Origin of the sequence: Litchfieldia alkalitelluris (assembly GCF_002153425.1) — a bacterium.
Classification (GTDB): domain Bacteria; phylum Bacillota; class Bacilli; order Bacillales; family Salisediminibacteriaceae; genus Evansella; species Evansella alkalicola.
The window spans coordinates 1070071-1084144 of sequence record NZ_KZ119600.1 but is presented as its reverse complement, the minus strand read 5'-3'; the positions used below and the strand labels follow the sequence as shown (position 1 = coordinate 1084144).

Annotated in this window: 13 protein-coding genes; 3 read left to right on the top strand and 10 right to left on the bottom strand. The window is 36.6% G+C overall.

Translation table 11 applies throughout. The annotated features are described in order from the left end of the window. Nucleotides 1–11: 11 nt before the first annotated feature. From BW724_RS05025 to BW724_RS05015, 3 genes are all read right to left on the bottom strand, one after another. Nucleotides 12–851, bottom strand: coding sequence for an STAS domain-containing protein (locus BW724_RS05025; RefSeq protein WP_088074119.1), 840 nt, complete (start codon nucleotides 849–851; stop codon nucleotides 12–14). A gap of 215 nt (nucleotides 852–1066) precedes the next feature. Further along, nucleotides 1067–2596, bottom strand: coding sequence for an AbgT family transporter (locus BW724_RS05020; protein ID WP_088074118.1), 1530 nt, complete (start codon nucleotides 2594–2596; stop codon nucleotides 1067–1069). Nucleotides 2597–2768: 172 nt separating this feature from the next. Further along, on the bottom strand, nucleotides 2769–3287 hold the full coding sequence (locus BW724_RS05015) for a hypothetical protein (protein WP_088074116.1): 519 nt from the start codon (nucleotides 3285–3287) through the stop codon (nucleotides 2769–2771). 232 nt (nucleotides 3288–3519) lie between these two features. On the opposite strand from BW724_RS05015, the gene BW724_RS05010 reads away from it, so the two are divergent. The 3 genes from BW724_RS05010 to BW724_RS05000 are packed head-to-tail and all read left to right on the top strand — an operon-like array spanning nucleotide 3520 to nucleotide 7252. Next, entirely contained in the window at nucleotides 3520–5019 is a 1500-nt protein-coding gene (locus BW724_RS05010) for a spore germination protein (RefSeq protein ID WP_235848903.1), read from the top strand. A 5-nt stretch (nucleotides 5020–5024) separates the two neighbouring features. After that, nucleotides 5025–6137, top strand: a complete 1113-nt coding sequence (locus BW724_RS05005) for a GerAB/ArcD/ProY family transporter (protein WP_088074113.1) — start codon at nucleotides 5025–5027, stop codon at nucleotides 6135–6137. Then, nucleotides 6134–7252: a Ger(x)C family spore germination protein gene (locus BW724_RS05000; protein WP_088074111.1), complete on the top strand. Its 1119-nt coding sequence runs from the start codon at nucleotides 6134–6136 to the stop codon at nucleotides 7250–7252. The genes BW724_RS05005 and BW724_RS05000 overlap by 4 nt, the downstream gene beginning before the upstream one ends. Before the next feature lie 138 nt (nucleotides 7253–7390). Here the strand turns inward: BW724_RS05000 and plsY are convergent, their stop codons facing one another. From plsY to BW724_RS04965, 7 genes are all read right to left on the bottom strand, one after another. Next, complete coding sequence (plsY, locus tag BW724_RS04995; protein WP_088074109.1) at nucleotides 7391–8053, bottom strand: glycerol-3-phosphate 1-O-acyltransferase PlsY; 663 nt, start codon at nucleotides 8051–8053, stop codon at nucleotides 7391–7393. A gap of 175 nt (nucleotides 8054–8228) precedes the next feature. Further along, nucleotides 8229–9899, bottom strand: coding sequence for a glycerol-3-phosphate dehydrogenase/oxidase (locus tag BW724_RS04990; RefSeq protein ID WP_088074108.1), 1671 nt, complete (start codon nucleotides 9897–9899; stop codon nucleotides 8229–8231). Between the two features lie 284 nt (nucleotides 9900–10183). Then, nucleotides 10184–10753 carry a DUF2179 domain-containing protein gene (locus BW724_RS04985; protein ID WP_235848902.1) on the bottom strand — a complete coding sequence of 190 codons (570 nt, stop codon included), beginning with the start codon at nucleotides 10751–10753 and terminating at the stop codon, nucleotides 10184–10186. Between the two features lie 156 nt (nucleotides 10754–10909). Next, a complete protein-coding gene (locus BW724_RS04980) occupies nucleotides 10910–11863 on the bottom strand; it encodes an MBL fold metallo-hydrolase (protein ID WP_088074105.1) in 954 nt (317 codons plus the stop codon). Nucleotides 11864–12023: 160 nt separating this feature from the next. Next, nucleotides 12024–12302 carry a hypothetical protein gene (locus tag BW724_RS04975; protein ID WP_088074103.1) on the bottom strand — a complete coding sequence of 93 codons (279 nt, stop codon included), beginning with the start codon at nucleotides 12300–12302 and terminating at the stop codon, nucleotides 12024–12026. 165 nt (nucleotides 12303–12467) lie between these two features. Continuing rightward, a complete protein-coding gene (gene aroD, locus BW724_RS04970) occupies nucleotides 12468–13232 on the bottom strand; it encodes a type I 3-dehydroquinate dehydratase (RefSeq protein WP_088074101.1) in 765 nt (254 codons plus the stop codon). A 36-nt stretch (nucleotides 13233–13268) separates the two neighbouring features. Continuing rightward, the gene (locus tag BW724_RS04965; RefSeq protein ID WP_176371546.1) at nucleotides 13269–13778 is read right to left on the bottom strand and encodes a shikimate kinase; all 510 of its coding nucleotides are present in this window, start codon (nucleotides 13776–13778) and stop codon (nucleotides 13269–13271) included. Between the last annotated feature and the right edge of the window lie 296 nt (nucleotides 13779–14074).

Here is a 14074-nt window from a genome sequence, read left to right as displayed (position 1 = left end):
AAATCATTTGATTAATTAGAGATCTGTGTTTCTGAAAAAAACTCCAATAGTGCCGATTGTAGAGTACCCTTCGATTCCGCCTTATCTTCGAAACTCATTCCATTTATCACCATACTTTTTGCCACTTCTGGACGAATACCAGTTATAACTGTTTTACACCCCATCATACCAAAACCATCAATGATCCGAACTAGATGATCTATAATATCATTTTCCACATAAGCAACACCTGAAAGGTCTAAAACAATGGTTTCAATTTTTGATTTACTAATTTGTTGAAAAACTTTTTCCTCCATTATTTTGATGCGAAATTCATCAATGTTACCAATTAGAGGTAGTACTCCCGTTGTAGCTGTAACTGGGATGATAGGAACAGACAAACTTTCCACTAACCTACGTTGTTCAGCCAGCATGTCATCCTTCGATTTAGAATAACTAATAAAGAAGCCATTTAAGAATTTATCGATTAAATCATTGTATTTTTTTTCCATCCTAAAGAATGCTTCGAGACTACTACTTTCTGATTGTTTAAGTACATTGTATTGGTATAGAAACTCCCAAAGTGTCCTTCTTACAGATTGAATCCATTCTAATTTAAATTCAATTGTCAGTGACGCCCTTGCCCACAATTCTCCTTCTTTTTTTGCTAAAACATCGAGATCCTCATTACGTTCATCTATTACTGCCAAAGTTAATGTATGTGCATTCTTTACAAGGTTAATTTTCCCAATTTGGTGAATCTCTTCTATCTTATCTTTTACATTTACTGCTTCCTCTAATAAATGTTGTTCAAACTGTTCTTTATTATTAATAAAAAATTCCCTCAATGATTCAAAAAATCTAATAGACAAGTTCTCCACCCCTTTATTATTTTTTTAACCTTCCCTAGATGCTGAAAGGAGTATATATGGTTTAACAACATGACGGTATTGTTATCTAACAATTCTTATTTTACTAAACTCAGAGAAAAAAGAAAGGATTTTCTACTGCAATTATTAATTGTAGCTAGCTTAATAACGGAAAAACGCTTGACTTAACCTTTTATAAGGTAGCCAAGCGTTACAAATTAATATAAGATTGGAGAGCCTGGTCCAAGATCTATCCCAAGGAACATCCAAATAATTAACATCAATGACCAAGCTATCGTAAATACAATGGAATATGGAAACATGACAGAAATTAAAGTGCCTATCCCCATGTTCTTGTCATACTTTTGTGCGAATGCAATGATAATCGCAAAATAAGTCATCAAAGGTGAGATTATATTTGTTGTTGAATCGGCGATACGATAAGCCATCTGGGTCATTTCAGGAGAATATCCTAGCCTCATCATTATTGGCACAAATATAGGAGCAATCATTGCCCATTTTGCTGATGCACTTCCGATAAATAAGTTAATAAATGCTGCTACTATTATAAATCCAATAATAAGCGGTACACCTGATAAATTAATCGATTGTAAAAACTCAGCTCCATATACACCAATAACGAGCCCCATATTTGTTTCAGCAAAGAAGGACACAAACTGACCTGCAGTAAAGGCAAGTACGATAAACATTCCCATCGAAGCCATTGTATCTGAAAGTTGATTTGCTACATCTTTATCATCCTGAATGTTCTTGGTCACCTTTCCATAAACAAAACCTGGAATAAAAAATAAAAGGGCAATAATTGGTACTAAGGACGACATAAAGGGTGACCTAATAATCTCTCCTTCCGCCCCTCTTAATGGTGCATTTTCAGGAAGTATTAAGAGTGCAGTCAGAATAATCGATACGAATAATGCAATGCCTGCCCAAATTAAACCTACCTTTTCCTGTCTACTCAACCCCTCAATATCTTCCCTAAATGCTCCTTTATACTCTCCTAGCCTAGGCTCCACGATTTTTTCTGTTACCCAAGCCCCGATGAATGTTAATAAGAAGACTGAAACTATGATGAAGTAATAGTTCATCGCAATATTCATACCTTGTGCGTATACAGGATCAATAATTTCTGTGGCCTGAATAGTTAGTTCTCCAAGCATTGCATCTGTTGCCGATAAAAATAAGTTTGCACTAAAACCAGCCGAAACCCCTGCAAATGCTGCTGCTAGACCTCCAAGGGGATGACGCCCCAATGCGGCAAATATAACTGCACCTAAAGGTGGAAGAACAACATATCCTGCATCTGAAGCCACACTCGACATGATCCCTGCGAAAACTAAACCTGCTGTAATTAACCGCTTAGGAACTGCCAATACAAAACCACGGAGACATGCACTAATTAAGCCTGTCCGTTCTGCCAACCCTATACCAAGCATAGTTGTTAACACAACCCCTAAAGGAGCAAAGCCAATGAAGTTTGCAACCATACTTGTAAATATGTATTCTAAACCTTCAGCACTTAGGAGGTTCTGAATATAAACTAGCGTATCCTCTTCTCCGGGGTGTTCTACATGAATCCCCATCCATGAAAATAATGCAGATAAAACTATGACAAGTAACGCTAAAAAGGCAAATAGTGTTACTGGGTGGGGGAGCTTGTTTCCTAACTTTTCCACGAAATCAAGGAAACGTTGGAATAAGCCTCTTCTTTGTTCTGCTACTTTTGCCATTAGAAATCTCCTTTCTACATTTCAATCCGATTATAAGAATATTTTTTATCATTTACTTAATTTGCCTGTCTTATTAATTATCTACCGCGAAAATACTATTCTTGTGTTGGGGTTCGTTACAGTCCATTCGCTTGTCGTCATAAAAAAAAAGCGCCAGATATTTAATCTGCGCTTACTCACTTAATTTTTCTATGTATTGTTCTAATATATCTAAATTATTTTCTCTGTTGTAGTTTTCCTCTGATAAATCGTAAATGAATTGAAGACCTGCATCTACGGGGGAAAGGCTGAGATCAACAATTTGGTCATATAGGCTGAACTTATTTTTCTTACGTAAATCATTTAATTCACTGTGTGCTTCTGAAATAATCTGTGCTATCAGTTCTGAATTGACGTGTTGTTTGCGCAACCTTTCTTCAACAGCAGATAATGTTTCCCATATATAAACCTTCATGACGGAGATAGTATGTAGTTTATCATTTATGTCTTGCATTTTTTCCAATGACTTTATATGTACAATTGGTATGGATCCTTCGCGTGTTCTCTCCAACACAATATCCCTATCAAGATTTACTAACTCTTCCACAACGATTCTCTCAAATCTTGAATCCAGTAGTTCCAACGCTTTCATAAACACCTCTACTCTTGTTCCGTTCATACCATGCATGACTACTAAGTGTTCGCCCACCATAAAATCCTCCCCCTTCAATAATAGCTACCCTGAAAATAGTCATGGTGTATTTGAACTCACTGCAGGCTACTCGCTCCGCTCTTTTCTTACTACCCTTTCATTATAACGTAGATAAGCACAATAGTCGGGGGTGCATAAAAGATTTTCCACTGAAGAATACTATCCCTTATAACCTGTTAGTTAATTGTTAAACTAACTGCTTACTGCTAGATAAGTAAAAGAGGTGATACCCTTGTTTTGGAACTGGTTTAAGAAACAAATAGAAACTACAACTGAATCAAAGCACAGCACGAAACCTAAGACAAGTAAGCACAGGGTAACACTCACTAATCTAAATGAACAACTCGTAAATATTGATGATTTAAAAAAGAATGAGATAGATATTAATGGAGAAAAAGCGTTATTAATCTATATAGATACCCTTGTTCAAGGTAGCGTTTTACAAGATCTAGTTCTCACCCCTTTAAATCAAGTTTCTGAGAATTATGGACCTGAAGAAGTTTTGAAAAACAGTAGTAAAGCAGATTTAGAAGACCTTGAAACTTTGATTCATGATATTATGAGCGGCCAAACTATCCTATTCTTTCTTCAACGGGAGCTCGTGATTAAGATTGATACGTACAGTGTCCCAGAGCGTTCAATCACCTCTGCAGAAAACGAAACAACGGTCATGGGGCCACAAGACTCATTGACTGAAACATTAAACTCAAGTCTTTCTTTAATTAAAAGGAGAATAATTTCACCTAATCTAAAAACAAAATTTTTCACACTGGGTACAGAAACACAAAATACTGTTGCTGTTCTGTACATGGAGAATATTGCAAACAAAGAGAATGTAAAACGGGTCATGGATAGGGTTAGGAATGTTGAATATCAGGGATTTGTTGGCTTGCCGATTTTTAAACAAATGCTGGAGGACAAACCTTTATCCCCCTTCCCTCAACACGGTATAACTGTTCGATCAGATAATGCTACGGAAGCTCTGCTTGATGGAAGGATAATCATCATGTTAAATGGTAGTCCTGAGGCTGCTATACTACCAGCCTCTTTTTTTGAAATGTTCACAAGCCCGGAAGATTTCTATAACCGCTGGACAACTGCAACGATGTTACGAACGATTCGGTTATTTGGATTTATTATATCCATCTTGTTAACGTCCACTTATGTCTCTGTTCTTACTTTCCATCCTGAAATGCTTCCACCACATTTGTTAATCATGCTCTCTGAGTCTAGAACTCAAGTACCCTTTCCTCCTGTACTTGAAGTACTCATCATTGAACTAGTAATTGAAGTACTCCGGGAAGCAGGGGCACGCATGCCTACCAAGATCGGTCAAACGATTGGTATTGTTGGAGGTATTGTTATTGGGACCGCGGCAGTGGAAGCAGGTCTAGCAAGTAATGTATTAATCGTTCTAGTAGCTGTATCAGCCCTGCTATCCTTCCTACCACCAAACTTCTTAATGAGTAACGCCATTCGTTTAGTGCGATATGGTTTCATCTTTGCTGCTGGTTTACTAGGAATGTATGGGCAAATGATCTTTTTAGCTTGGCTTCTTAATCACCTCTTAAACTTAACATCACTCGGGTCACCATATATGACTCCCGTTATTCCTAGACATTGGACAGATACATTAAACAGTATATTACGTGCACCTATACAGTTTTTAGTAACAAGGTCTGGACTATCACGTTCGAAAAAACAGTTATCCAGGCCATTGGATGAGGAGTAGCCTATATGGACAAAGGGAATTTTAAAAAGTTAAATAAATATCATGTCATTTTTCTCCTCCATTGTAGTCTGGGGGGGATTGCTCTTTTTACTATCCCTCATAACCTCAGTCATGTTGGGTATAACATGTGGATGGTAGTTATTTTATTTGGCATTGTAGCCATGATTTTTTTAAAGCCAATGACTTCTCTTGGTAGTAAATTTCCAGATGATACCCTTTATGTCATTAACGAGAAACTAACTGGTAAAGCAGTGGGAAAACTTTTAAATCTACTCATCCTTATTTATTCGACTATCCAAGTTGCCAACACGAGTAAATTATACATCCGTCTAGTTCAATCTGTTACAATGCCAGATTATACTATCACGATGATTGCTATCACCTTTTTTATCGTCATGATCGCAATCATAAATGGTGGTATTAAATCCATTGCCAGGTTCTCTATTCTTTCCTTTTTCTTAACAGTATGGATGGGGTATTACAGTAACTGGGCATTTGCTGATTCAAACTTTCATCATCTGTATCCAAGGTTCGAACATAGCTTAAAAGATTGGGGACATGCTTTCTTTGAAGGATCACAAATCATGCTTGGCTTTGCATTAATTATGTTTTTTTACCCATATATCATTAATCAAAAAAAGGCATATAAACATGCTGCTATTGGCATTTGGCTAGCTATCATTTTCATTGGGCTCATTTGTGTAGCTAGTATTGTCTATTTTTCAAGATGGCAGCTTGAGAACCTTCTCTACCCCTTACTTAATTTATATCAGGCAGTAGTCTTATCAAATGTGGAACGCATAGAGACGCTAGGAATAAGTTTATATGTCCTCCTAGTCTTATCCAAAGCTTCTATATACCTTTGGACAGCAAAAAAAGGGGTAGATGCGTTATTTAGTAAGCACAAAAACAAAACGTGGCATTTGTACTTCATAGCCAGTGTTGCCCTTTTCATCGTACTAGGTCCAATACCTATATATGTCCAAGCTTTAATATACGATAAATGGATCATCATAGCAGGATACGTATTAATCCTATTGCCTATCTTCCTACTAATGCTTTATAAGGTAAAAAACAGGGAAAAGAGAAATAAAGGAAAGGAAGCCTCAGCGTCATGAAGAGACTTTTTTCATTGTATATTATGCTAGTGTTATTGCTTACTGGGTGCATTAATGATTTTGAACAGCCAACAATAGAAAATTATGGAATGGTTGGTGTGATGGGCTTTGATATGGGAGAGGAAGAAGGGCATATGAAGGTGACCTTAACTTTACCTCAACCAGAAAAAGACGCGGAAACAAAGGTTCAGAAATTCACTGTAGAGGTAGAGTCTCCACACCGTGCAATCATGGAAGGTTCAACAAAGTCTGAAAAGTTATTATCTACCGCGCAGCTACGTGTCATTTTATTTAGTGAAGAATTTGCTAGAGAAGTAGGTGTTTGGGAGGTATTAGAAAATCTTTACCGCGACCCTAGAGTTGGGACCAATTCCTATTTGGCAGTTGTTGGTGGAGGAACAGTAGAAGATTTGCTTAATAGTGATTACCATGATAAGCCTGATATTAACAGGTACTTAAACCAGTTGTTGAAGCCTTCTACCATCACTGCATTTAGTCCATTTACAACAATTCATCACTTTATACGCCATGTAACGAGTCAAGTTTCAGACTCACTAGCACCATATATTGAAAAATCTGGAGACTCCATCAAGCTAACAAAGGTTGCCCTTTTTAAAGAAGATAAATTCATTTCTACCATTGAGAGGGAAGAAGCTAAAATAGTGGAGAGTATTAAAAGAAATAGAAAGACATCAGACATTTCCTATAACCTTCCTAATGACGGTGAAAATGAAGGTGAAGATTCTGTCATTGTCCTCAACTTCATCCGTTCTTCACGAAATATAAAAACGAACGGGGATCCAAACAATCCTGAGATCTATATTTATTTATATATAACAGGTGCCGTCGTTGACTATACAGGGAAATCAGATTTATCTGTTCACGGTCAAAGGGGAGAAGTGGAGGAAAAATTAAGTAATGCCATCGAAGAATCCTTGTTAGGTTCCTTAAATAAGTTTCAGGAGTTGAGGATTGACCCAATTGCAATTGGAGATAACTTCCGTAAAAAAGATCGTAGTAACTGGAGTAAAGAGTACTGGAATGATATTTTCCAGAGGGCAAACATTACAGTTCATGTAGAGCCAAGAATCACATCAACAGGTACTATCCATTAAGGACAACAAAAAGGACTGGGACATGAATGTTTTACCAATGTAAATACGAATAATGCACATTAAAAGGGAGCTCCCCTAAAATATTACATAATTCGTATTTTCAATTAAACATTCAAACTGTCCCAGTCTCTGTATGTTTTATGCTCCTGAATCTTGATTGACAATTTCAATATCTCCTGCAAATTCTCTTTGCATATCTTCCTGATATTTTCTAATTCTCTTTTTCTCTGTAATTTTTACCTCTTTATTAGCAAGGTAGTTCGTTATATTCACACGGTGTAAGTACACCATGAAAAATGAAAATAGTATAAATAAAAGGACTAAGCCTTGATCACCTATATATAAAGAAAACATACTAAGGGCAACACCTATTGATAAGGAACCCATAAATACATATTTTGTTAGGTACATAACGATAAAAAATACACCATAACCAACTAGAAACATCAATGGATTATAACTGATGAGAACTCCAGCTGTTGTAGCAACTGCCTTCCCACCTCGGAAGCCTGCAAAAACAGGGAAACAATGCCCCAATACTACAGCAACTCCAATGTATATAGGATTAACATTACTTTGGAAAAGAGCTGGTAATGTCGTAGCAAGAACTCCTTTACCAACATCACCTAATAATACGATGACCCCTGCTTTCTTCCCTAATACGAGAATACTATTCGTTGCTCCAAGATTCCCGCTTCCATAATTTCGGACATCGGCTCCACTTTTAAGCTTTCCAACAATCAGTGCAAAAGGAATGGAGCCAATTAAATAAGCCAACAATATTAAAATGTAGTTTTCCATGTTCCTCACACCTCTATGTTTCGACATCACGAACAATAAATAGACTTATAGATTCCATTATATATTGTTAATACTATTTTTTATAGCTATTATTGATAAAGTTTATTTAAATTTAATTATTTTTATGGAAAACTTAGTAATCTTTTCCTAAGAGAGGTGAGCGTTATTAGAAATACTATGGTCTAGTGTTCCTGACACGTTCCATCGTTTTCTTTGCAAAATCAATTTCTCTTTTTAGATCTTGTAAATGCTTTTTTTCCTCATTCACCGTCCATTGAAAATAATCTCCCATAAATCCAGAAACTAGTTCTTTCCACTTTTCCACCCAAGTAATATCAAATATTAAAGTACTCGTTCGTCTATGGAAAAAATCTAGTGGAGTTACTACCATTTCCTTCTCTATTCCATATACAAGGGAACCATATATTTCCTTTGGAAGACCAGAGCGCATAGTCACGTCCCCATATTTTTCTATCAGCTCAAACACACAGTCCACATTCGACCCATATAGATCTATTAGTTTTATTGCTTCATTTTCATCGATATATAACTCCTGAGCACGTTGTAGTTTAGCATTTTTAAAAGAATTATAGCTCTTTGAACCTCCCACATCTCCGCCTGATAAGCGTAAATGCTCCGTTACACATTTAGCATTTAACCCCAACTCTTTACAAAGGAGGTCTACAATCTTTTCCCCCATCTTCCGATACCCTGTTAATTTGCCTCCTGCTATGGAAATTAAGCCAGATTCTGAGACAAACACTTCATCTTTCCTAGATATTTCCGAAGCTTTTTTTCCTTTTTCATAGATAAGAGCCCTAAGTCCAGCCCAGCTAGATTCCACATCAGTTTCACCTAATTGCACATTTGGAAACATATAGTTCGTTGCAGAAAGCACGTAGTCTAAGTCCTCTTGCGTCATCCTAGGATTTACAAGGTCATCATCATAGAAAGTATCGGTTGTACCGACATAGGTTTTTCCATTACGAGGAATGGCAAAGACCATTCGTCCATCCTTTTCAGTATCAAAATACACTGCCTGTTTTAGTGGGAATTTAGTTTGATCGACCACGAGATGAACACCTTTTGTTAAATAAAGGCGTTTACCTTCTTTTGAACGGTCCTGCTCCCGAAACGTATCTACCCATGGGCCAGCTGCATTCACCACTTTTTTAGCAAATATTGAGTATGTCTTATCTTTTATAATATCTCGAACGACGACCCCCACTACTTTTTTCCCGTCATACATTAATCGTTCTGCCTTGGCATAATTGACAGCAAGGGCTCCTCTACTTACAGCCTCTTTCAGAATTTCTATCGTTAATCGGGCATCGTCCGTTCTATATTCCACATATAATCCGCCGCCTTTCAGCCCTTCCTTCCTTAAAAGGGGCTCGCGTTTAAGTGTCTCTTCCCTATCTAACATCTTCCTCCGTTCAGACTTCTTTACTCCTGCTAAAAAATCATATGCCCTTAATCCAAGTGAAGTTGAAAGCTTTCCGAAGGTCCCACCTTTTCTAATTGGGAGAAGCATCCACTCAGGAGTAGTGACGTGAGGAGCATTTTCATAGACAATTGCCCGTTCTTTCCCTACTTCCCGTACTAAATTCACTTCTAGCTGTTTTAAATAACGTAGGCCACCATGTACTAATTTGGTTGATCTACTGGAAGTCCCTGCAGCGAAATCTTGCATTTCCACTAAGCCTGTTGATAATCCCCTTGATGTCGCATCTAAAGCTATTCCCGCTCCAGTAACTCCACCGCCAATAATGAGCACATCAAGTTTTTTCTGACTCATCTTTTTAAGGTAATTAGTTCTCTCCATTGCAGAAAATGATTTTGACATATTGCCACCCTCTCTCTTTTTAGATGATGGTCCACTTTCTTTCATTTGACGCCATTGAAAATTTCATCATTTTCCTAGTTTTATATAGTCTGAAGATACATATATGATTTGGACAGTTTAGATATTCGGGATATGTGGGTTGTGATGTATTTATCATCATTTAAAGGTAGTATCTGTTATGTATCATTTTATCAGAAAAAACAAGTAAAACCGATTACCAAAATAAATAAAGCCTGCTATAGGAGAGGGACATCACTCCTAAAACAGGCTGGTAACACATTTTATTAACTAGATTGTTCTGCTTTACTCTTCTTCTTTTTTAAGAAAAGTTCTCGTCGTTGTTTCATTGCTTTCGTAATGTATCCACCTTTAAAATTACGTGGTTCGAATGATGCAACGAAAGCATTCTCTTCAAATTGATCCACAATTCTATAAAACTCTTTTTCTCTATCCCTTCTTGCTGTGCAGTAAAGTAAATAACGTGTCGTTGAGATTCCATCCACCGATGATGTGGATACACTGAATCCAACTTCTCTCAAACGATCAATTAACGCTTGGTTTTTTTCTGGGATATTTGCTTCAATCGTCACATAACCGATAGCGAGTTTCTCCTCTATTAATGCTCCTATATATAAACCTACTCCAAAACCAATGGCGTAAGCAGCCATATTATAATAATTTGTTAAATCAGTTAATACAAGACCGATAGCTACGACATAAATAACACCTTCTAAAATACCAATACCTGCTGCTTTTCCTTTTAGCCCCTTTACCATCATAATCGTTCTTAAAGTAAGGATAGGAACATACAGCAACTGTGCTATAAATATGATAATCGCTTCTAAGATCAACAAAACCACCTCTTTTCATTCTCTAACTGTTTCATTGTAACAGGGATAAAGAAAAAAGAAATAGTTTCTATTCATATTTGAAGAAATTACCTTGCATGACATAGTTACATTTTTTTCTAATAATTACCCGAATACTTTACTGGCGGACGGATTCAGGAATTATTTCAATTGTTGTTTTTCCCTTACACTTTTCACACCAAAACGAGTTTCTCCTAGATTCAAAACATCTAATTTTTGATTTGACATACCTTGTCCATTCCAGGCATTAATTAAACGCTCCAAAGCCTCTGGACCAGTATCATCAGCCAAACGATAGGCACCGTAATGCATAGGAACAAAAGTATTACTACCCAATTCTTTAAAAGCTTGAATCGCATCTTCTGGATTAATGTGGGAGGTTTTCATAAACCACTCTGGTTCATATGCACCAATAGGCATAAATACCGTTTCTATATTGTATCTCTCCCCAATTTCCTTAAACCCTCGGAAGTAGCCAGTATCACCCACGAAATAATACGATTCGTCAGATGACTGAAAAATCCACCCACCCCAATGAGATGTATTCGTATCAAATATCCCTCTCTTTGTCCAATGTTGTGCTGGAACAAAATGTATTTCAATATCCTCATGCTTCAATGTATCCCACCAATTTGCCTCAATAAAGTTTTTAAAACCTTTTCGCTTAAAGAGTTTTCCCATTCCTGCCGGGACGTAAAAGGTAGGAGTGCCCTTCAATTTTTTCAATGTGGGAAATTCAAGATGATCATAGTGTCCATGTGAAATAACGACAATATCTATTTCTGGCAACTGTTCTATAGTTAGTCCAGGTTCTGTCATTCTTTTGGAAAAACCCATTCGTTTTCCATAGACAGGGTCCATCAATATATTCAAGCCATTCATTTGTAAAAGGAAACTAGCATGCCCGATCCATGTATAAGTTGACACACTACGATTTTCACAAATTTCCTTTGCATATGTTTTTTCTGTATGTGAAATTGTAGTAGTTAGATCTTTCTCCTTCTCTTTCCTTCGCCTCTCCTTCATCCATCGAAACATATCCCCTATCGTATGGCTATTCTTAACACCGTCCAGATTTTCATACCGCTTCCTCAACTTCCGTTCCCTCCATTCAGCCTTACCACTCTTTGAAAAAATCGATTTTTATCTATCATAATATATGAATATGAATGAATAATGAACATTTCTGCCTTCATACATGGAGTGGAATACAAAAAAAGAGCTTGAGGAATGATTTCCTCAAGCTGCCTTTTCCTTATAATCCACTTAGAATACTGGAGATAAAGGCTCCCATAAATATGGAGAAAACGATAGAAAGAATAATACTAATTAATGCCATAACCAAGGATGCTTTAGCTAAGTTCGACTTATTCTTGTTAACGTTACCGCCAAATGCCCAAACAAATAGCATGACGATATTTACAAGAGGAATCAACATAACTAACAGGTAAATAAGCCACCCTGTAACAGGTACTACTTCTTCCTGCTCACTCAGCCCTTGTACCCTTTGTTGCTCAACAGCCGCCTCACTCATTTATCTCACCTCCTTCTGTAAAACTTTCCTTACCATTTTAAAATAGGGAGTACATGTACACCAATTATACGAAAGTATTATTTTCAATAAGATTTGTCATAGTTCCTAAGCAGTATGATCTATGTCCTTACATCCCGTTCACTCTGGTGTTGAGTAAAAAGATGGTTAAATATTTTTATGTATTAGTGATAATACTTGTCTTAATTCACTAACATTCAATTGACCAGGAGCAGAAGTTTTACTTGCAGCTCCAAAAGTTATTGCTGAACCAAATATCTCTCCAGCCAAACGAGAAACCGTTCCTTCACCACCCATTGACATTGTTATAATGGGGCGGTCTGCATAATCTCTTTTCATCTCATAGGTTGCATCTAACAATCGTAGTACATCTGACGGATCATTCGGCATGACAGCAACTTTTGGTATGTCACCACCGAGCTCTTGAGCTTGTCGTAATCGACTAATGATTTCCTCTTTCGATGGTGTCTTTTCAAAATCGTGATTAGAGAGAACCACTAAGACACCATACTGATGAGCTAAATCTATTGTTTCTTTCATTCCTTCTCCATTTTGAAATAATTCCAAATCAATGAACTCAACTAATCTTGACTTCACTACTTCCTGATACATGAAAAAGTACTGTGATGAGCTTATCTCCTTTTCCCCACCTTCTTTTTTTGTACGAAAAGTAAACAAGATTGGTCTATCCTCTAAAATCCTACGAATCTTCTTTAGCATCGTTATTATATGTTCTAGATCAATTGATTCCCCAAAAAAATCTACTCGCCATTCCACCATATCAAAGTGTAATGAACATAAATGTTGCGCTTCTTCTTCTAACTGTCTTTCTGTGGTCCCTACCATCGGTACACATATCTTCGGTGTCCCTTCGCCAATCGTAAGTCCCTTCACATGCAATGTTCCACTCACTCAACTCATCTCCCAGTAGATCATTTATAACAGACTTTATTCATATAACTCCCATGACAATTTGATTGAATCTACAACATGCTCTGCAATTTCCTCTGCTTCCTTCTTATCAACATTAACTTTTGAATGATGGTTAGCATAAATCTCCTGTCGTTCATAAAACAACTTTTCCATATCCTCCATGGATTTCCCTTTTAACACAGGTCGGCTATCAATAATTAAATTTACCCTTTCTTTCCAGGAACCCCATGACAAATCTAAATAAAATACAATGCAGGAATCAAGACACAATTGTTTTACTTCTTCTTGTAAAAATGCGCCACCTCCAACGGAAATGACTTTCAATTTTTTTTGACAAATAGTCGATATGACTTCCTTTTCTTTTTTTCTAAAAGCTTCTTCCCCTATTTCACTAAATATCTCTGGAATAGACATTCCATATTCCTGTTCGATTTCATGGTCAATATCAATAAAATCTCGATAAAGCTTTTTCGCTACAAGATTTCCTATCGTTGTTTTCCCAACACCCATAAATCCAATGAACATGATATTTTTTTCTCTTATTGGTATATCTCTCGTTTCCAAAACAACAGTCCTCCTAATTGCAATAATGCTTGTCTTAAATCTATGTTAGCTTAACCCTAATTAAGATATGTAAAACCTGTTCAAAAAGTCTCTAAATATGCATGTTTAATTTTCGAATTATCAGAAATAATTTTCTTCTTATTATAAACTATACATTAATAGAAAGCATCAATAAATATTCCATACCTTGCCAATATGATTGAAAACCATGCGAAAACGTGTAGATTATTGACAGAACAACTCGCATTTTCATAATT